Annotated in this window: 17 protein-coding genes; 13 read left to right on the top strand and 4 right to left on the bottom strand. The window is 72.4% G+C overall.

Annotated features, from left to right (window positions below; translation table 11 throughout):
- Positions 1-34 precede the first annotated feature (34 nt).
- From ACIQM4_RS06580 to ACIQM4_RS06540, 9 genes are all read left to right on the top strand, one after another.
- Positions 35-958: an ABC transporter permease gene (locus ACIQM4_RS06580; RefSeq protein WP_401586914.1), complete on the top strand. Its 924-nt coding sequence runs from the start codon at positions 35-37 to the stop codon at positions 956-958.
- The gene (locus tag ACIQM4_RS06575; RefSeq protein ID WP_401586912.1) at positions 951-1,937 is read left to right on the top strand and encodes an ABC transporter permease; all 987 of its coding nucleotides are present in this window, start codon (positions 951-953) and stop codon (positions 1,935-1,937) included. Before ACIQM4_RS06580 ends, ACIQM4_RS06575 begins: the two co-directional genes overlap by 8 nt.
- Positions 1,938-1,951: 14 nt before the next feature.
- The gene (locus tag ACIQM4_RS06570; RefSeq protein ID WP_401586909.1) at positions 1,952-2,926 is read left to right on the top strand and encodes an ABC transporter ATP-binding protein; all 975 of its coding nucleotides are present in this window, start codon (positions 1,952-1,954) and stop codon (positions 2,924-2,926) included.
- A 1-nt stretch (position 2,927) separates the two neighbouring features.
- Positions 2,928-4,115, top strand: a complete 1,188-nt coding sequence (locus ACIQM4_RS06565; protein ID WP_401588142.1) for an ABC transporter ATP-binding protein — start codon at positions 2,928-2,930, stop codon at positions 4,113-4,115.
- A gap of 250 nt (positions 4,116-4,365) precedes the next feature.
- On the top strand, positions 4,366-5,448 hold the full coding sequence (locus ACIQM4_RS06560; protein WP_401586907.1) for a hypothetical protein: 1,083 nt from the start codon (positions 4,366-4,368) through the stop codon (positions 5,446-5,448).
- 309 nt (positions 5,449-5,757) lie between these two features.
- Positions 5,758-5,952, top strand: a complete 195-nt coding sequence (locus ACIQM4_RS06555) for a hypothetical protein (RefSeq protein WP_401586904.1) — start codon at positions 5,758-5,760, stop codon at positions 5,950-5,952.
- 113 nt (positions 5,953-6,065) lie between these two features.
- A complete protein-coding gene (mshB, locus tag ACIQM4_RS06550) occupies positions 6,066-6,962 on the top strand; it encodes an N-acetyl-1-D-myo-inositol-2-amino-2-deoxy-alpha-D-glucopyranoside deacetylase (RefSeq protein WP_401586901.1) in 897 nt (298 codons plus the stop codon).
- Positions 6,959-7,423 (top strand): DUF6113 family protein, encoded by a 465-nt coding sequence (locus ACIQM4_RS06545; RefSeq protein WP_401586899.1) that lies wholly within the window; start codon positions 6,959-6,961, stop codon positions 7,421-7,423. Before mshB ends, ACIQM4_RS06545 begins: the two co-directional genes overlap by 4 nt.
- Before the next feature lie 150 nt (positions 7,424-7,573).
- Positions 7,574-9,973, top strand: a complete 2,400-nt coding sequence (locus ACIQM4_RS06540) for a peptidoglycan binding domain-containing protein (RefSeq protein WP_401586896.1) — start codon at positions 7,574-7,576, stop codon at positions 9,971-9,973.
- 161 nt (positions 9,974-10,134) lie between these two features.
- Here the strand turns inward: ACIQM4_RS06540 and ACIQM4_RS06535 are convergent, their stop codons facing one another.
- Complete coding sequence (locus ACIQM4_RS06535) at positions 10,135-10,992, bottom strand: tetratricopeptide repeat protein (RefSeq protein ID WP_401586893.1); 858 nt, start codon at positions 10,990-10,992, stop codon at positions 10,135-10,137.
- Position 10,993: 1 nt separating this feature from the next.
- Positions 10,994-12,010, bottom strand: coding sequence for a GNAT family N-acetyltransferase (locus ACIQM4_RS06530; RefSeq protein ID WP_401586891.1), 1,017 nt, complete (start codon positions 12,008-12,010; stop codon positions 10,994-10,996).
- Positions 12,011-12,153: 143 nt separating this feature from the next.
- Here ACIQM4_RS06530 and fdxA point away from each other — a divergent pair, with 143 nt between their 5' ends.
- Positions 12,154-12,474, top strand: a complete 321-nt coding sequence (fdxA, locus tag ACIQM4_RS06525; RefSeq protein WP_018089397.1) for a ferredoxin — start codon at positions 12,154-12,156, stop codon at positions 12,472-12,474.
- 141 nt (positions 12,475-12,615) lie between these two features.
- A complete protein-coding gene (gene dapC, locus ACIQM4_RS06520; RefSeq protein WP_401586887.1) occupies positions 12,616-13,716 on the top strand; it encodes a succinyldiaminopimelate transaminase in 1,101 nt (366 codons plus the stop codon).
- An 84-nt stretch (positions 13,717-13,800) separates the two neighbouring features.
- Here the strand turns inward: dapC and ACIQM4_RS06515 are convergent, their stop codons facing one another.
- Complete coding sequence (locus tag ACIQM4_RS06515) at positions 13,801-14,250, bottom strand: ATP-binding protein (RefSeq protein ID WP_401586884.1); 450 nt, start codon at positions 14,248-14,250, stop codon at positions 13,801-13,803.
- A 408-nt stretch (positions 14,251-14,658) separates the two neighbouring features.
- Entirely contained in the window at positions 14,659-15,663 is a 1,005-nt protein-coding gene (locus tag ACIQM4_RS06510; RefSeq protein ID WP_401586882.1) for a hypothetical protein, read from the bottom strand.
- A gap of 147 nt (positions 15,664-15,810) precedes the next feature.
- Between ACIQM4_RS06510 and dapE the strand changes: the two genes are divergently transcribed.
- Entirely contained in the window at positions 15,811-16,890 is a 1,080-nt protein-coding gene (gene dapE, locus ACIQM4_RS06505) for a succinyl-diaminopimelate desuccinylase (RefSeq protein WP_401586879.1), read from the top strand.
- A 69-nt stretch (positions 16,891-16,959) separates the two neighbouring features.
- Entirely contained in the window at positions 16,960-17,709 is a 750-nt protein-coding gene (locus ACIQM4_RS06500) for a TIGR00730 family Rossman fold protein (protein ID WP_401586877.1), read from the top strand.
- The last annotated feature ends 125 nt before the right edge of the window (positions 17,710-17,834 follow it).

Here is a 17,834-nt window from a genome sequence, read left to right as displayed (position 1 = left end):
GCCGACGACGTTACGACGACCACGGGAGCCCTTCATGGGACGTTATGTGATCCGGCGTCTGCTCCAGATGATCCCGGTCTTCTTCGGTGCCACGCTGCTGATCTTCCTGATGGTCAACGTGATGGGCGACCCCGTCGCGGGGCTGTGCGGCGACCGCAAGTGCGATCCCGCGACCGCCGCACAGCTCAAGTCGGACTTCGGCCTCGACAAGCCGGTCTGGCAGCAATACCTGACGTACATGGGGAACCTGTTCACCGGTGACTTCGGCAAGGCCTTCAACGGCCAGAAGGTCACCGAGCTGATGGCCACCGCCTTCCCCGTCACCGCCCGCCTCACCGTGGTGGCGATCGTCTTCGAGGTCGTCATCGGCATCAGCCTCGGCGTCCTCACCGGACTGCGCAGGGGCCGGCCGGTCGACACCGGGGTGCTGCTGCTCACCCTGGTCGTCATCTCCATCCCCACCTTCGTCACGGGCCTGCTGCTCCAGCTGCTGCTCGGGGTGAAGTGGGGCCTGATCAAACCGGCGGTCTCGCCCGCCGCCACCATCGACGAACTCCTCATCCCCGGGCTGGTGCTGGCCTCGGTCTCCCTGGCGTACGTCACCCGGCTCACCCGTACCTCGGTCGCCGAGAACGCCCGCGCCGACTACGTGCGCACCGCCGTCGCCAAGGGCCTGCCGCGGCGCCGGATCATCTCCCGGCACCTGCTGCGCAACTCCCTGATCCCGGTGGTCACCTTCATCGGCACCGACATCGGCGCCCTGATGGGCGGCGCGATCGTCACCGAGCGCATCTTCAACATCCACGGCGTCGGCTACCAGCTCTACCAGGGCATCGTCCGCCAGAGCTCGCAGACAGTGGTCGGTTTCGTGACCGTCCTGGTGCTCGTCTTCCTGGTGGCGAACCTGATCGTCGACCTCTTGTACGCCGTTCTCGACCCGAGGATCCGGTATGCCTGAGCCCAAGAATCCGCAGAACGCCCGCGACGACGGCGCGATCTCCCCGGCCGGGGCCGGCGGGGCGACGGACCTCGCGATGGCCGAGGCGACCAGCCTGGAGCAGCCGCCGGGACCCGGTGCCGGCGGCGGTGACAGGGCCCGCAGCCTGTGGTCGGACGCCTGGCACGACCTGCGCCGCAACCCGGTCTTCATCGTCTCCGGGCTGATCATCGCGTTCCTGGTGTTCATCTCGCTGTGGCCCTCGGCCATCGCCTCAGGGGACCCCCTCGCCTGCGACCTCGGCAAGGCCCAGCAGGGCTCCGGGCCCGGCCACCCCTTCGGCTTCAACGGCCAGGGCTGTGACGTCTACACCCGCACCGTGTACGGGGCGAGGGCCTCGGTCACCGTCGGCGTCTGCGCGACGATCGGGGTCGCCCTGCTCGGCAGCGTCCTCGGCGGCCTCGCGGGCTTCTTCGGCGGCTGGTTCGACTCGGTGCTCTCCCGCATCACGGACGTCTTCTTCGCGATCCCCGTCGTCCTCGGCGGACTGGTCTTCCTGTCCGTCGTACCCGGCACCACCGTCTGGCCGGTCATCACCTTCATCGTGCTGCTCGGCTGGCCGCAGATCGCCCGTATCGCACGCGGCTCGGTCATCATGGCCAAGCAGAACGACTACGTGCAGGCCGCGCGGGCGCTGGGCGCCGGCAACTCGCGGATGCTGCTGCGGCACATCGCCCCGAACGCGATCGCGCCGGTCATCGTCGTCGCGACCATCGCACTGGGCACCTACATCGCCCTCGAAGCCACGCTCTCCTACCTCGGCGTCGGCCTGAAGGCCCCGACCGTCTCCTGGGGCATCGACATCTCGTCCGCGTCGGCCTACGTCCGCAACGCGCCCCACATGCTGCTCTGGCCGGCCGGAGCCCTCGCGATCACGGTCCTCGCGTTCATCATGCTCGGCGACGCGGTGCGCGACGCCCTCGACCCCAAGCTGCGATAGAGGGTGCTGCTGAGATGCTGCTCGAAGTGCGCGACCTGCACGTGGAGTTCAAGACCCGCGACGGCGTGGCCAAGGCCGTCAACGGGGTCAACTACAGCGTCGACGAGGGCGAGACCCTGGCGGTGCTCGGGGAGTCGGGCTCCGGCAAGTCGGTGACCGCACAGGCCGTGATGGGCATCCTCGACATGCCCCCCGGCCGCATCCGCCAGGGCGAGATCTTCTTCGAGGGCCAGAACCTCCTGAAGCTCAAGGAGGAGCAGCGCCGCAAGATCCGCGGCGCCGGGATGGCCATGATCTTCCAGGACGCGCTGTCCTCCCTCAACCCGGTGCTCTCCGTCGGCGACCAGCTCGGCGAGATGTTCGTCGTGCACCGCGGGATGTCGAGGAAGGACTCCCGGGCGAAGGCCGTGGAGCTGATGGACCGGGTGCGCATCCCGGCGGCGAAGGAACGGGTCGGGCAGTACCCGCACCAGTTCTCCGGCGGTATGCGCCAGCGCATCATGATCGCCATGGCGCTCGCCCTCGAACCGAAACTGATCATCGCGGACGAGCCCACCACCGCACTCGACGTGACCGTCCAGGCCCAGGTGATGGACCTCCTCGCCGAGCTGCAGCGCGAGCTGAACATGGGGCTCATCCTGATCACCCACGACCTCGGGGTCGTCGCGGACGTGGCCGACAAGATCGCGGTGATGTACGCGGGCCGCATCGTCGAGACCGCCCCGGTCGAGAAGATCTACGCCCGGCCCGCCCACCCGTACACCAAGGGCCTCCTCGACTCGATCCCGCGCCTGGACCAGAAGGGCCAGGAGCTGTACGCGATCAAGGGCCTGCCGCCCAACCTGCTGCACATCCCGCCGGGCTGCGCCTTCAACCCCCGCTGCCCCCGCGCCAGGGACGTCTGCCGAACCGATGTGCCGCCGCTGTACGACGTGGCCGAGGACCGTCAGAGCGCCTGCCACTTCTGGAAGGAGACGCTCGATGGCTGACATGACCGAGATGCCCGAGGGCCCAGGCGCCGGCGACGGGCGCCGCGGGGCCCACGCCGTCCCCGGCACGCCGCTTCCCGCCGCCGGGGCCGACCGCGACGCCGGCGCGCCCCCTCCCGCCGCCGGGGCCGTCCCCGACGCCGGCGCGCTGCGCCCCGCGTCCGGCGCGGAACCCATCCTGGAGGTGGCGGACCTGGTCAAGCACTACCCCCTCACCCAGGGCATCGTCCGCAAGAAGGTGGTCGGCGCGGTGAAGGCCGTCGACGGCGTCTCCTTCGGCCTCGGCGCGGGCGAGACCCTGGGCATCGTCGGGGAGTCCGGCTGCGGGAAGTCGACCGTCGCCAAGATGCTCGTCCAGCTGGAACAGCCCACCTCCGGGGCCATCCGCTACCGGGGCGAGGACATCACCAAGCTGTCGGGCCGCGCGCTGAAGGCGGTCCGCCGCAACATCCAGATGGTCTTCCAGGACCCGTACACCTCGCTGAACCCCCGGATGACGGTCGGCGACATCATCGGCGAACCGTACGAGATCCATCCCGAGGTGGCTCCCAAGGGCGACCGCCGGCGCAAGGTGCGGGACCTGCTGGACGTCGTCGGTCTGAACCCGGAGTACATCAACCGCTACCCGCACCAGTTCTCCGGCGGCCAGCGCCAGCGCATCGGCATCGCCCGCGGTCTCGCCCTCAACCCGGAGATCATCGTCGCCGACGAACCGGTCTCCGCCCTCGACGTGTCCGTCCAGGCCCAGGTCATCAACCTGCTGGAGCGGCTCCAGCAGGAGTTCGACCTCTCCTATCTCTTCATCGCGCACGACCTCTCGATCGTCCGGCACATCTCCGACCGGGTCGGCGTCATGTACCTGGGCCGGGTCGTCGAGATCGGCACCGACGCCGAGATCTACGAGCACCCCACGCACCCCTACACCCAGGCGCTGCTCTCCGCGGTGCCCGTCCCCGACCCGTCCGCCCGTGACCACCGCGACCGCATCATCCTCAGCGGCGACGTGCCCTCCCCGGCCGACCCGCCGTCGGGCTGCCGCTTCCGTACCCGCTGCTGGAAGGCCCAGGAGCGGTGCGCGCAAGAGGTGCCGGCGCTGGCGGTCCCGGCGGTCTTCCGGCACGTGGACTCCCCGGCGGCCCACGACTCGGCGTGCCACTTCGCGGAGGAGCGGGTGGTGGTGCCGCGCTGACCCGCGGGCGCCCCGGTGCGGGCTTAACACGCGGGCAACGCCCGCGACCCGGCCGCGATATACACAGCCGTCAGGCTGTGCACGTGCGGCCGTGCGGGTGCCGTGGACCGGCCGGGGTGCGCCATGTCGCCCCGGCCGGTCGTCATGTGCGGACCGGCGGCGCGCCGCGTGGCGCAGGCCCGTGGAACGCCACCCGGGCGCACCGCGGTCCTCTTGTTCAACTCCCTTACCGCGGGGGAACATTCAGTCCATGGGACCGACGGGGGAGCCTCAGTCACTCGTACGCGGCGCACGGTTCACGGGCAGCGCGGTGTGCCTGCTCCTCGCCGTCCTGACCGCCCTGTGGATCGTGCGTGACCTGCGCCTCGTCGACGACCCGGCCCGGCTGTGGTGGGCGTGGGCGGGCAGCGGCCCGGACCGGTTCCTCACCGCGACCACGCTCTACGACCTCGTACTGCTGTGCGTGTACGTCGTCGTGGCACTCGGGGCGTTCCGCTCGCCGGTGGCCGCCTCGGCGCTGGTGGTCACCGGCCTGGTCACCCTCGCGGTGCGGGCCCCCGCGCTGTGGGCCGAGGGAATCGCCGAGGTGTATCCGCACGGCCTGCGGATGCGGGCGATGCTCGGCACCTTCGTGGCGCTCGGACTGGCGGCGGCGCTGCTGATCGTGGTGGTGGCCGGGCGCAGGCCGCTGCGTTCGTACGGCCGCGGGATCACGCCGACCAGACCGGGCAGGGGTGCCGGGGTCGCGGCGTTCCTGCTCCTGGGGTTCGCGGGGGCGGGGGCGGCGGCCTGGGAGGTGTACTGGTACGTCCAGAACCCGGGTCCGCCGTCGCTGTACGCGGACCGCTTCACCGGCGGGGGCGGCGCGCTGCAACTGCTCGGGATGCCGGCCGGCTGGGCCTCCCTCGTCGTGGTGGCCGTAACCCTCACCGGCGCGTGCGGGGCGCTCGCGCGCGCGGTGCACTCCCGGCCGCTGGGGCTGGTGGGGGCGGGCCTGATCGGCGTGAGCGGGGCGGCGGGCGTGTCGGTCGCGGTACGGGCAGACCTGTTCGCGGGGCTCGGGGAGCTCGACCTGGTCGAGCAACTCATGGTCGGCTGGTGGGTGTTCGGGCTGGTGGCAGGGGTGCTGCTGGTGCTCGTGCTGGGACGCAGGGGAGTGGGGGCGCAGGGCCCGCCGCGGCTCGCGCCGAACGTCTATGACGGATACGGGGGTGGACCCACGGGCGGGTACGGGGCCGGGTACTCGTCCGGGTACGGGGATGCGCCGGACGGCGGCGCACCTGGCGGCACCTTCGGCCCGCCACCGCCCTCCTCGCGCCCGCCGGGCTGGTAGGCGGGTGGCGCCGGGCAGGTGGCGCCGGGCTGGTAGGCGGGTGGCGCCGGGCCGGTCGGCAGGCAGCGCGTCGTTGGCGCTCCGGTGCGGCCGGGCTCCGCGCAATCCGCTTCCCCGGAGCGTCGGTTTTCGGCCACGCTCCCCAACTGCCCGCCCCTCGTGCGCCCCTCGTGCTGCCGTGCACCGATCAATGCGTGGATGCGGATAGTTATGATCCGTAGCGCTAGGTGGGTATGAACCCGCTGGCACTTGTCGTGCCACCTGTCCCGTCCTGTCGTCCCGACCGTAGTTAAGTGGAGGTGAACCGCCGTGGCACTCTCGATTTCGGCGGTGGTGCTGCTGGCGATCATCGTCTTCCTGCTGGTCCGGAAATCCGGGCTGAAGGCCGGACACGCGGTGGTCTGCATGCTGCTCGGGTTCTATCTCGCCAGCTCGTCCATCGCGCCCACGATCAAGGACGTCACCACGAACGTGGCCGGGGTGCTGGGCAACTTCCACTTCTGAGCGGGCGGGCGAGCGAGCGGGGCGGTCGGGCGGCCGGGGGCCGGCAGGCGCCGGGGGAGGGCCGGCCGGGAGTGCGGAGGGGCGTTCGCGCCCCCACCTCGTAGGCTGTCCCCATGACCGAGCTCCCCACCCGCCGCCTGCTCCTGGTGCACGCACACCCCGACGACGAGTCGATCAACAACGGCGCCACCATGGCCAAGTACGCGGCCGAGGGCGCCCTGGTCACCCTGGTGACCTGCACGCAGGGTGAGGAGGGTGAGATCGTTCCGCCTGCGCTCGCCCACCTCGCCGCCGACCGGGACGACGCGCTCGGCCCCTACCGGGCCGTCGAGCTCGCCGACGCCATGAAGCAACTGGGCGTCACCGACCACCGCTTCCTCGGCGGCGCGGGACGCTACCGCGACTCCGGCATGATGGGCGCCCCGCAGAACCACCGCGAGAACGCCTTCTGGCACGCCGAGGTCGACGCCGCCGCCTCGTACCTGGTCACGGTGATCCGCGAGGTACGCCCCCAGGTACTGGTCACCTACGACCCGGACGGCGGATACGGCCACCCCGACCACATCCAGGCGCACCGCGTCGCCATGCGCGCGGCAGAGCTCGCGGCGGAGCCCACCTACCGGCCGGATTTCGGCGTTCCGTACGCCGTCGAGAAGGTGTACTGGAACCGCGTGCCGCGTCCCGTCGCCGAGGCCGCCTTCGCCCGTCTGCACGAGGAGGACCCGGGGTTCCCGGGCATCGCGCAGGTCGACGACGTCCCGGGCGTGGTGGACCGGGAGCACATCACCACGGAGATCGACGGGAGCGCCCACGGCGCCGCGAAGGTGGCCGCGATGCGCGCCCACGCCACCCAGATCACCGTCCAGGAGCCCTGGTTCCTGCTCTCCAACGAACTCGCCCAGCCCATCTTCACCACCGAGTACTACGAGCGCTTCCTCCCGTCGCGCACCGGCGAGGAGGGCGAGCCCGAGGAGAGCGAGAGCGACCTGTTCGCCGGGGTGGACGCGTGAGCGCCCCGCGGGCCAAGGCCGTAACGCACCCGAAGGACCCGCGAGGGCCGGAGAGCGGCACGGGCGGCACGGGGGCCACCGGGCCCGCCGGGCGCGGCTGGGCGCGCGCTCCCCTCTACGCGCTCCTCCTTCTGGTGGGCGCCGCCACCGGCCTCGCGGGCTCGCTGGTCTCCGGCGCCCTCGTCCCCCTCGGACTGCTGCTCTCGCTGCTCGCCGCCGGAGGGCTGTTCTACGGCGGTACGTACGCCCTGGGCACCCGCAGCGGCGCCCTCGCGCCCGGCATCGGCTGGACCGTCGCCGTGCTGCTCGGCGTCACCGGACGGACGGAGGGGGACAGTCTCCTCGGCGGCGGCACCGGGGCAAGTGTCTTCCTGCTGGGCGGTGTCGCACTGGCTGTGATCTGCGCCACCATGCCGCAATTGCCGCAAACGGGCGGTTCCGCCGCCCGACTTGGGAAGTGACGTACCACTTCCTGCCGGGATTCGAAGGACGCCCTTCCCATGGCCGCGGAACGTCCGTGTGCGGCGGACAGTATGGTGGTGCGCGCCGCCGAGCCGCCCGCAGCACATGGTCAAGAGAACGGGCGGTGGAGCCAACCGGGAGAACCTGCCTTGAGTCGTGAAACTGACAGTTCGTCCTCCGGCGCGCAGGGGCGCGGCTCAGCCGCCTACCCCTCCGGCACGCCGCCGTACGGATCCAGCCCGTACCCTTCGCCCCACCCGGACGGCCAGGACGGCGCCGGCGCGGCGGCGTACGACGAGCCCGCCGAAACTCCGGAGGCGGACGGGCCCAGGACCGAGACGACGCTGACGACCCGTATCCGGATCAACATCCCCGGATCGCGTCCCATCCCGCCGGTCGTCATGCGCAAGCCGATGGGCGACAGCGAGGGTGACGGTCCGTCGGCCGACCGTGGTGGCGACACCACGGGCGAGACCGTCTGGCCGCCGTCGGAACCGCTCTCCGCGGCCCCGTCCGCCAGGCCCGGCGGTTCGGCGCCTGCCGCGGGGGCGCCCGGCGCGTCCACGCAGCCTCCGCTCCCGACCCGGGTGCAGGGGGCGACCGTACGGGACCAGGGGGGCGACGGCACGGACGGTTCCGGTTCCGCCGCCGGAACTGCCTCCGCTTCCGCCCCGGGTGACGACAAGCCGACCAGCGACTGGTTCGCGCCGCGCAAGGCACCCGTCACCCCGCAGCCCTCACCTGCGGCGCCGTCCGCCCCGCAGGGCGGCGGACCGCGCGACGGACTGCCGTACTTCACCGACGGCACGGGGGCCGACGGGGGAGTGGCTGCCGGTGCCGGCGGCCCCGTCGCCCCTTCCGGGCCGACGAGCGGCCCGGTCAGCGGGATCAGTTCGATCGCCAGTGGCGTCGGCCCCGGCGGTGCGGGACGGCCCGGCACGCCCGGCTCGGGCCCCGCTCCGGGGACCGGCGCGGCGCCCGGGTCCGGACCTGGCGCCGGGCCGGGGTCTGCCCCGCGTCCAGGGTCTGCCCCGCGTCCGGGGGCGGGTTCCGCTCCGGGGCAGGGTTCCGCTCCCGGGCAGGGTTCCGCTCCCGGGCAGGGTTCCGGTTCCGCTTCGGGCCCGTGGCCGGAGGCGAGGCCCGGCGCGGGCGCGCCGTCGGCCCCGTACGGTACGAACCCGCTCAACGGCCTGAACGCCACAGGGGGGATGACCGACGACACCGCCGTCCTCACCCCGCAGACCGACCCGCGCGACGACCCGCAGGGACCGGGCGCGGGACCTGGTGCGGTTCCGGGCGCCGGCCATGGCGCGGGGCCGGGTTCGGTTCCGGGCGCCGGACCTGGCGTGGGTCCGGGCGCGGGCCGTGGTGCGGGTGCACCCGGCCCCGGCCCGATGACACCGCCCGGGTACGTCTCCGGGGACACGCTGACCAGTGGCGTCCCGGTCGTCCAACCGGACGGCCCGCGCAGCCCGTTCCCGAGCGGGCCGGGTGCCACCCCCCGGCTGCCCGACCCGCCGGGCGCCGCCGACTTCGGTCAGGGCGCGCCCGAACGCACCGAACAGGCTCCGCCGCCGCCCGCCCCGAAGCCGGCGGCGCCCGCCAAGAAGGGCCGCTCCAAGCTGGTCCTGCTGGCCGTGGGTGTCATCGTCATCGCCGGCGGTGTCTACGGCGCCGGTCTGCTGCTCAACCACTCCGACGTGCCGAAGGGGACCACGGTCCTCGGCCTCGACATCGGCGGCGGCACCAAGGACGAGGCGGTCGTCAAACTCGACTCGGTGCTCGGCAAGCGGGCCGGACTGCCGCTCCAGCTGAGCGTCGACGGGAAGAAGACCGAACTGGCGCCCGGCAACGCGGGCCTGACCCTGGACAGTCAGGAGACCGTGCGCGGCGCGTCGGGCAGCGACTACAACCCGGTCTCCGTGGTGGGTTCGCTCTTCGGCGGCGAGCGTGTCGCCGAACCGGTGATCCCCGTCGACGAGGAGAAGCTGACCGTCGCGCTGACCTCCCTCGCGGGCACCTCCGGCACAGCCACCGACGCGTCCGTGGACTTCTCGTCGGGCACCCCCGTCGCCGTACCCGGCAAGCCGGGCAAGGCACTTGACGTGCAGGCCTCGATGAAGCGGGTCAGGGACGCCTACCGCAAGCAGGTGGCGACCGGAAAGACCGTGCCGGTCGAACTGCCGGCCGTCGCCAAGCAGCCCACGGTCGGCCAGGCCGAACTCGACCGTGCGATGAACGAGTTCGCCAAGCCCGCCATGTCCGCGAAGATCAACGTGATGGCGGGCGGCAAGGGGATTCCGTTCGGGTCCAGGTCGCTGCCGAAGATCCTCTCGATGAAGCCGCAGGGCGGCAAGCTGGTGCCGGTCTACGACCTGAAGGCCATGGAGGAGCTCTGCGGCGGCACGTTCGACCAGGTGATGATCACCAAGGCGGACGGCACGAAGCGCCCGGTCTCGATGGAGGACGTCCGCGAGGCGATGGCGAAGGCACTGGTCGGCAAGACGACCGCCGAACGCACCCAGACGATTCCGCTGAAGGAGTCGTAGGGCGGGGGACGGGGGCGGCTCGGCCGCCAGGAGGCGCGACGGCGGGAGACGGGCAGCCGGGCCGGGAGAGGGACGGCCGGTGCGGAGGCTCGTCGCCCCCTCCCGCGCGGATGCCCGCCCCGCGCGGCGGGCGGGAGACGGGCCGGGGCGCGCCCCCGGTCTCAGTTGAGGCGTGCGCGGGCCGCCCTGGCTCGCTGTCTGATTGTCCGTGCTGTCGCGGGTTCCACCGCGTCCACGACGTCCGCGTACCCCTCCAGCTCCGCCGCGCCCGCCAGGAAGTCACCGCGCTGGACGAGCAGTTGAGCGCGTTCGTAACGCAGTCTGGCCGGGTGTGCGGGCAGTAGCAGTGACAGCTCGACCGCCCACAGCTGTACGTCGCTGCGCTCGGGCCGCGCCGCCGCCCACGCCCGGATGTTGTTGAGGATCCGCAGCACGATGCCGAGCGGGTCGGCGGGCCGCAGCATCGCCGGGTCGAGCGGTTCCCCGGTGGCCCCGGCCACCAGCACCTCGGCGTCCGGCCCCGTCAGCAGCCGGCCGCCGTCGAACGGGTCGGCCAGCACCAGCTCCTGCCCGCTCCCGCCCGGCCGTCCGAAGCCCACCACGAAATGCCCCGGCAGTGCCACGCCGTACACCGGTGCCCCGGCCCGCCGCGCCACCTCCAGCCACACCACCGACAGCAGGATCGGCAGCCCCCGGCGGTGCCGCAGCACCTCGGGCAGCAGCGAGGACTCCAGCCGCCGGTAGTCACCGGCGGCGCCCTCGAACCCGCACCGCGCGCCCAGGAGTTCGGCCAGCGCCGCCGCCCACGACCGGGGCCCCACGGGGCGGAACGGCAACAGCCCCGCAAGCCGGTCGAGTTCGATCTGCGCCTCGTCGATGCCCGTCCGGCCGAGGCGCGGGTCGGCCACCGCGCCGATCAGCAGGCACAGCGTCGCCAGGTCGGGCTGCTCGGCCCGTGCCTCGTCCGCGAACTGCCGACGCCAGTCGGGGAGATCGGCGGGGCCGGAGGATTCGTTCATGTCAGTCCCGTACCCGATCCCGGCCGGGCCGGTAATGGTGGTAGCTGTGGTGGGTGGCGAAACCCATCCCGTCGTAGAGCGCGCGCGCCCCCTCGTTGTCCGCCTCCACCTGGAGCCATGCGGCGGACGCCCCCTCGTCGAGCGCCTGGCGCGCCAGGACCGCCATCACGGCCGTCGCCAGGCCCCGCCGCCGGTGCGCGGGGTCGACCTCGACCGCCATGAAGCCGGCCCACCGCCCGTCCACCACGCACCGGCCGATCGCGGCCGGGCCGCCGCCGTCCGCGCCGGGTACCGTGGCGAACCACACCGAGGGCCCGCTGTGCAGCACCTTCGTCACCTGCGCGCCCGGAGCCTCGAAACGCTGGTAGCGCGACATCCACGCCTCGTCGGCGGAGCGTGCCAAGGTGACGTCCACCCCGTCCGCCCCCAGGTCGCCGAGCGGGACGAGCGCCCCCACGCGCACCTCGGCGGACACCTCCAACTCCCAGCCCCGCGTCGCGAGTTCCGCGCCGAGCAGCTCCTGTGTCCCCCGGGCGCCGGTGGACACCTGCACGTACGGCGGCAGATCCCGGTCCGCGTACCACTTCCGTACGTACGACAGCGCCTCGTCCAGCGGCAGCCCGGGGCTGCCGAGCGGAAGGACGGAGTTGGCCCGTCTGGTGAAGCCGTCGGCCGCCCGCAGGGTCCAGTCGCCGAGCCGTTCGCTCTCGACCGGCTGCCAGGCCCGTGCGGTCACGTTCGCCAGCTCGGTGAAATCCGCCGCGGGGCCGCGTCGCCGGGCGGGCGCCGCGGGCACCGCCTTCGCCGCGACCAGCGACGTTTCGTCGACCCGAACCGTCTCACCACTCCTTCGTGTGATCGACAGCACACCTGCGTCCCACGATGTGAGCACGCCGACCACGTCGGTGAAACGGGCGCCGGGCGCAGAGTCGCCGGTCAGGCGCCGGACTGATACCCGTTTGCCCACGTCGTCCGGTGTCAGCCGCACCTCAAGTTGTCCGCCGGTGGTGAATTCCACAGCTCTCCCCACCCCTCCTGTTCGGATCGTGCCCGGGAACGGAGATACTAGGTGCGGGCATCGCACGACGCCGCGCTCCCGCGCGCCCGTGGACGGAGCCGGAGAGCTCGGCCCGCCGCGCCCTATCGAGGAGGAACGACAGCGTGACCTACGTCATCGCGCAGCCTTGTGTCGACGTCAAGGACAAGGCGTGCATCGAGGAGTGCCCGGTCGACTGCATCTACGAGGGCTCCCGGTCCTTGTACATCCACCCGGACGAATGCGTCGACTGTGGTGCCTGTGAGCCGGTCTGCCCGGTCGAGGCGATCTTCTACGAGGACGACACCCCGGAGGAGTGGAAGGACTACTACAAGGCGAACGTCGAGTTCTTCGACGAGCTCGGTTCGCCCGGTGGTGCCTCCAAGCTCGGCCTGATCGAGCGCGACCACCCCTTCATCGCCGCGCTGCCGCCGCAGAACCAGTAAGCAGGCGGTCCGCCGAAAAGCGTCGCCCCGGTCCCGTACGGCCTCCGTTGCCGTACGGGGCCGAGGCGTTTTCCGGTGCCGCCCGATCGCCGCCCGATCCGTCCTCGTGCGTACGAAAGCTACGAGAAAGCGAAGAGTCCCGTGAGCACTGTCACCGACCGCCTCCCCACCTTCCCCTGGGACAAGCTGGAGCCGTACAAGGAGACGGCGACCGCCCACCCCGACGGCATCGTGGACCTCTCCGTGGGCACCCCCGTCGACCCCGTCCCCGAGCTGATCCAGAAGGCCCTCGTCGCGGCCGCGGACTCGCCGGGCTACCCCACCGTGTGGGGCACGGTCGCACTGCGCGACGCGCTGGTGGAGTGGGTGGAGCGGCGGCTCGGCGCGAAGGACGTGCGGCACGCGAACGTCCTGCCGGTGGTCGGCTCCAAGGAACTGGTGGCCTGGCTGCCCACCCAGCTCGGCCTGGGCCCCGGCGACCAGGTGGCGTACCCGCGGCTGGCCTACCCGACGTACGAGGTGGGTGCCCGGCTGGCCCGCGCGGAGGCCGTCGTCTACGACGACCCGACCACCGACCTGGACCCCGCCCTGGTCAAGCTCCTGTGGCTGAACTCGCCCTCGAACCCGACCGGCCGGGTCATCGGCAAGGACCAGCTGACCCGGATCGTCGCGTGGGCGCGCGAGCACGGCGTGCTGGTCGTCGCCGACGAGTGCTACCTGGAGCTGGGCTGGGAGGCCGAGCCGGTCTCCGTGCTGCACGAGGACGTCTGCGGCGGTACGTACGAGGGGATCGTCGCCGTCCACTCGCTGTCCAAGCGCTCCAACCTGGCGGGTTACCGGGCCGCGTTCGTCGCCGGTGATGCGGACGTCCTCGGGGACCTGCTGCAGATCCGCAAGCACGGCGGAATGATGACCGCAGCCCCGGTCCAGGCCGCCACCGTCGCCGCGCTCGGCGACGACACGCACGTGGCCGAGCAGCGCGCCAGGTACGCGGCCAGGCGTACCGCGCTGCGGGCGGCGCTGGAGGCGCACGGCTTCCGCGTCGAGCACAGCGAGGCCAGCCTCTACCTGTGGGTCACCCGCGACGAGAACTGCTGGGAGACGGTCGCGCACCTCGCGTCGCTCGGCATCCTGGTGGCGCCGGGCGACTTCTACGGGACGGCGGGGGAGCGGTTCGTACGGGTCGCCTTCACGGCCACCGACGAGCGGGTGGCGGCGGCGGTCGCACGGCTGGCCGGCTAGGACCGCGCGGGACGCGACCGGGACGCGACGGGGCCCCGGGAGTACGTACTCCCGGGGCCCCGTCGCATGCGTGGTGCGGGCCGGTCAGCCGAGCGGCAGACCGCCGACGGGCAGGGTGCCGGCGCCGGGCAGGCCACCGGCGGTCGGGAGGCCACCGGTGGGCAGGCCGCCCTCGGTGGCGGTCTTGGCGGTCTCACCGAGGACCTCACCGGCGCTGCCCGCGACGTCGCCGGCGGCCTTCTGGGCGGCGGGCGTGGCGGTCTTGCCGACCTTCCCGACGGTCTTGCCCGCGGCCGGAACGGTCTTCTTGACGGCGGCGCTGCCGGTGTCGCCCGCCATGTTCGACGCCTGCTGGGAAGCGCCGTCGACCGCGTCGCCGAGGCCTGCGCCGTCCAGCGCGGTCAGGCCACCGAGGTTCGAGGCCGCCGGGAGGTCGACCGCACTGGCGGAGCCGGCCGCGCCGACCACGGAAGCTGCGCCTGCTGCGCCGAGCAGGGCGGCGCGGGCGATCCGACGGGCCAGGGGGAGGGACATGGTGCTCCTTAGCGGGAGAAGACGTTGTTGAGACGCTGTCTGTCCGGCGATCGGACGACATGACAACCGCTCGGAGGGCGGGGGAGGTTGCGGTGCGGCGAAGTAAAGAGTTCGCAATGCGCCGCTCGGTCCGCTGCGGATAAAAACGGGCAAACGAGCAGCGTGGGCGGACCGGTCGAGACCCCCGCTCCCCTTGATGCGTAAGGGTTTTGACCGTGGGCGGCCAGGTTCGGGCGCGGTCGCCCCCGGCCGGACGGCGCCAACTCTCCGGACGCCCCCTTCGGGTGACCCGGTGGACGTGTGACCGCCCGATTTTCGAACGGGTGCGTGGTGCGTGGTGCGAGGTGCGCGGCGCGCGGTGCCGGGCCGGAAGTCCTCGGCCCGTTGCAGGCCGCTCGTCCGGGCGCGCTACCGCGCGGTGCTGATCCGGACCTCGGAGGCGTCCTGGCGGGTGCCCGGTACTGCGCCTGCCCCCTCGCCCCGCGCCGTGACCGACTGCCAGCCCTTTGCCGCCTGCCGGGTGTCCCACGCGAGGCCGGCGTACGCGATGCGGGTGATGCGGAGCTCGGCGGAATGGGCCATCGCCCAGTGCGCCAGCTCCCAGCCGCGCTGCTGGGCGGGGTCGGCGAAGGTGCCGCTGCCGCGTGCCGCACCGTCCCCGCCGTCCGCCCCGGGGACCGGCACCACGACGGTCTTCGCGTCGGCGGAACCGCTCGCGGGGGAGCCGGAGGCGCCGGCCGACGACAGCACGTCCGCGCCGAACGCACCGGTCAGGCCTTCGCGTACCTTCGCCGGATCGCCCTGCTTGCCGTCGTCGCCGCCCTTGCGCGCGTCACACGTGAGAGATGCGGGGCTGCGGCCGGTGAGGGCCGAGGCGAGCAGCGCGGCGTCCGGCTCGTGCTTCGCGTACGCCTGCGGGAAACCGCTCTTCTGCACCCGTTGCGCGGCCACCGTCAGTGGCAGCCGCGAGTAGCCGGGGACCTCGGTGAGGTGCTGGTAGAAGCGGCCGGCGGAGTACGCGGGGTCGAGGATCTGCTCACCCGTGCCCCAGCCCTGCGAGGGGCGTTGCTGGAAGAGGCCGAGCGAGTCGCGGTCGCCGTGCTGGATGTTGCGCAGCGCGGACTCCTGGAGGGCGGTCGCCAGGGCGATGGTGACCGCGCGCTCCGGCATGCCCCGGCGCGTACCCACGGAGGAGATGGTCGCGGCGTTGACGGCCTGCTCGGCGGTCAGCTCGTATCTGGCGCCGCTCCCCTGGGTGCCGTCGCCGCCGCGCACCACGCAACGGGTCGAGGACTGACCGCCGGCGAAGTACTGCACCGCCACATATCCGGCCAGCGCCAGCAGTACGACGGCGCCCACGAGCAGGCGGAGGGTACGGCCGTGAAGGGAGGAGAGAAGGGGGAGCTGGGGCACAACAGCCAAGGTACTGGAGCCCGCACACCAGTCCGCTCACACCGGACCCCGGCTGCCGACGCCGGACGGGCGGGCGGCCGACGGCGTGGCTGGGGCGCCCGGGGCCGTGGGGCCGACGGCGTGGGTGAGGTGGTTAGGGTCGGACGCATGACCGACGCACCCCTTGACCTCAGCCAGGACGCCGCGGCCCTCACCGCCTGGCTCGTCGACTTCCGCTCCGAGAGCGGCACCGAGAAGCCGCTCGCCGACGCCATCGAGCAGGCGCTGCGGGCGCTGCCGCACCTCACCGTCGACCGCCACGGCAACAACGTCGTCGCGCGCACACAGCTGGGGCGGGCCGAGCGCGTGGTCCTCGCCGGGCACATCGACACCGTGCCGATCGCCGACAACGTGCCCTCGCGACTCGACGAGAACGGCGTCCTGTGGGGCTGCGGCACCAGCGACATGAAGTCGGGCGTCGCCCTGCAACTGGCGATGGCGGCCGGCGTCCCCGCCCCCAACCGCGACCTCACCTTCGTCTTCTACGACAACGAGGAGGTCGCCGCGCACCTCAACGGCCTCGGCCACGTCGCCGCGGCCCACCCGGACTGGCTGGAGGGCGACTTCGCGATCCTCCTGGAGCCTTCGTACGCCGAGGTCGAGGGCGGTTGTCAGGGCACCCTGCGCGTCCACCTGCGCACCACGGGTGAACGCGCGCACTCCGCGCGCAGTTGGATGGGCTCCAACGCGATCCACAAGGCCGCCCCGATCCTGGCCGCCCTGGCCGCGTACGAACCCCGCCGTCCGGTCATCGACGGCCTGGAGTTCCACGAGGGGCTCAACGCCGTGCGCGTCGAGGGCGGCGTGGCCAACAACGTCATCCCGGACGCCTGCACGGTGACGGTCAACTTCCGTTACGCGCCGGATCGTTCGGAGGCCGACGCGATCGCCCATGTCCGTGAGGTCTTCGCCGGCTGCGACATCGCGGAGTTCGTCGTCGACGACCACTCGCCCGGCGCGCTGCCCGGCCTCTCGCACCCGGCGGCCGCCGCCTTCATGGCGGCCGTCGGCGGCACCGCCAAGCCGAAGTTCGGCTGGACCGACGTGGCCCGCTTCACCGCGCTGGGCGTGCCTGCGGTGAACTACGGCCCTGGCGACCCGCTGTTCGCCCACAAGCGCGACGAGCACGTCGAGGTGGACAAGATCCGGCGATGCGAGGAACGACTCCGTGCCTGGCTGACGGCCTGAATTTCACCGTTCGTCACCTCTGTGGACCTACTCTGACCGGACAACGTACGGCAGCGAAGGGAGCACGGCATGACGCATCCTGAAGAGGGACGGACACACGACGAGCAGCGGCTCGGTCCGGTCCTGCGCCGCCGGGAACAGGTCCAGCCCGGCACCACCGACCAGCGGTTGCTGGACACGGAGGGCGACTCGGAGTGGGTGCACACCGATCCCTGGCGGGTCATGCGCATCCAGTCGGAGTTCGTGGAGGGCTTCGGCGCGCTGGCCGAACTGCCCAGCGCGATCAGTGTGTTCGGCTCGGCCCGTACCCCGGCGGGTTCACCGGAGTACGACGCGGGCGTACGGATCGGCGGCGCGCTCGTCGATGCCGGCTTCGCGGTGATCACGGGCGGCGGCCCCGGCGCGATGGAGGCCGCGAACAAGGGGGCCAGGGAGGCCAACGGCGTCTCGGTCGGCCTGGGCATCGAACTGCCCTTCGAGCAGGGGCTCAACCCGCACGTCGACATCGGGGTCAACTTCCGCTACTTCTTCGTCCGCAAGACGATGTTCGTGAAGTACGCGGAGGGCTTCGTGGTGCTGCCCGGCGGCTTCGGCACCCTCGACGAGCTCTTCGAGGCGCTGACCCTGGTCCAGACCCAGAAGGTCACCCGCTTCCCGATCGTCCTGTTCGGTACGGAGTACTGGGGCGGACTCGTCGACTGGCTCCGCAACACGGTCATCGCCCAGGGCAAGGCATCCGAACGGGACCTGCTCCTCTTCCACGTCACGGACGACGTGGAGGAAGCGGTGGCCCTGGTGACCAAGGAAACCGGAAAGTAGGACCGGAAAGTAAGACCGTCAGGCAGGACCGGAGAGTTTCCGGAGGGTGAGAGGCGGGGGCCCCGGCTCCGGGTGGGGCCGGGGCGCCTCCAGCTCCCCAGCCCCGGCTCCACTTAGGGCCGGGG

Source organism: Streptomyces sp. NPDC091272 (assembly GCF_044757485.1).
Classification (GTDB): Bacteria; Actinomycetota; Actinomycetes; order Streptomycetales; family Streptomycetaceae; genus Streptomyces.
Note: the sequence above shows the minus strand (reverse complement) of the source record. Positions and strands in the feature narration are given on the sequence as shown.

Bases quoted from the DNA above. Each gene is read 5' to 3' on its own strand.
- dapE (WP_401586879.1), top strand. From the start codon at position 15,811: ATGACCGACGCACCCCTTGACCTCAGCCAGGACGCCGCGGCCCTCACC.
- ACIQM4_RS06575 (WP_401586912.1), top strand. From the start codon at position 951: ATGCCTGAGCCCAAGAATCCGCAGAACGCCCGCGACGACGGCGCGATC.
- ACIQM4_RS06560 (WP_401586907.1), top strand. From the start codon at position 4,366: ATGGGACCGACGGGGGAGCCTCAGTCACTCGTACGCGGCGCACGGTTC.
- ACIQM4_RS06570 (WP_401586909.1), top strand. From the start codon at position 1,952: ATGCTGCTCGAAGTGCGCGACCTGCACGTGGAGTTCAAGACCCGCGAC.
- mshB (WP_401586901.1), top strand. From the start codon at position 6,066: ATGACCGAGCTCCCCACCCGCCGCCTGCTCCTGGTGCACGCACACCCC.
- ACIQM4_RS06535 (WP_401586893.1), bottom strand. From the start codon at position 10,992: ATGAACGAATCCTCCGGCCCCGCCGATCTCCCCGACTGGCGTCGGCAG.
- ACIQM4_RS06500 (WP_401586877.1), top strand. From the start codon at position 16,960: ATGACGCATCCTGAAGAGGGACGGACACACGACGAGCAGCGGCTCGGT.
- ACIQM4_RS06580 (WP_401586914.1), top strand. From the start codon at position 35: ATGGGACGTTATGTGATCCGGCGTCTGCTCCAGATGATCCCGGTCTTC.
- ACIQM4_RS06515 (WP_401586884.1), bottom strand. From the start codon at position 14,250: ATGTCCCTCCCCCTGGCCCGTCGGATCGCCCGCGCCGCCCTGCTCGGC.
- ACIQM4_RS06565 (WP_401588142.1), top strand. From the start codon at position 2,928: ATGACCGAGATGCCCGAGGGCCCAGGCGCCGGCGACGGGCGCCGCGGG.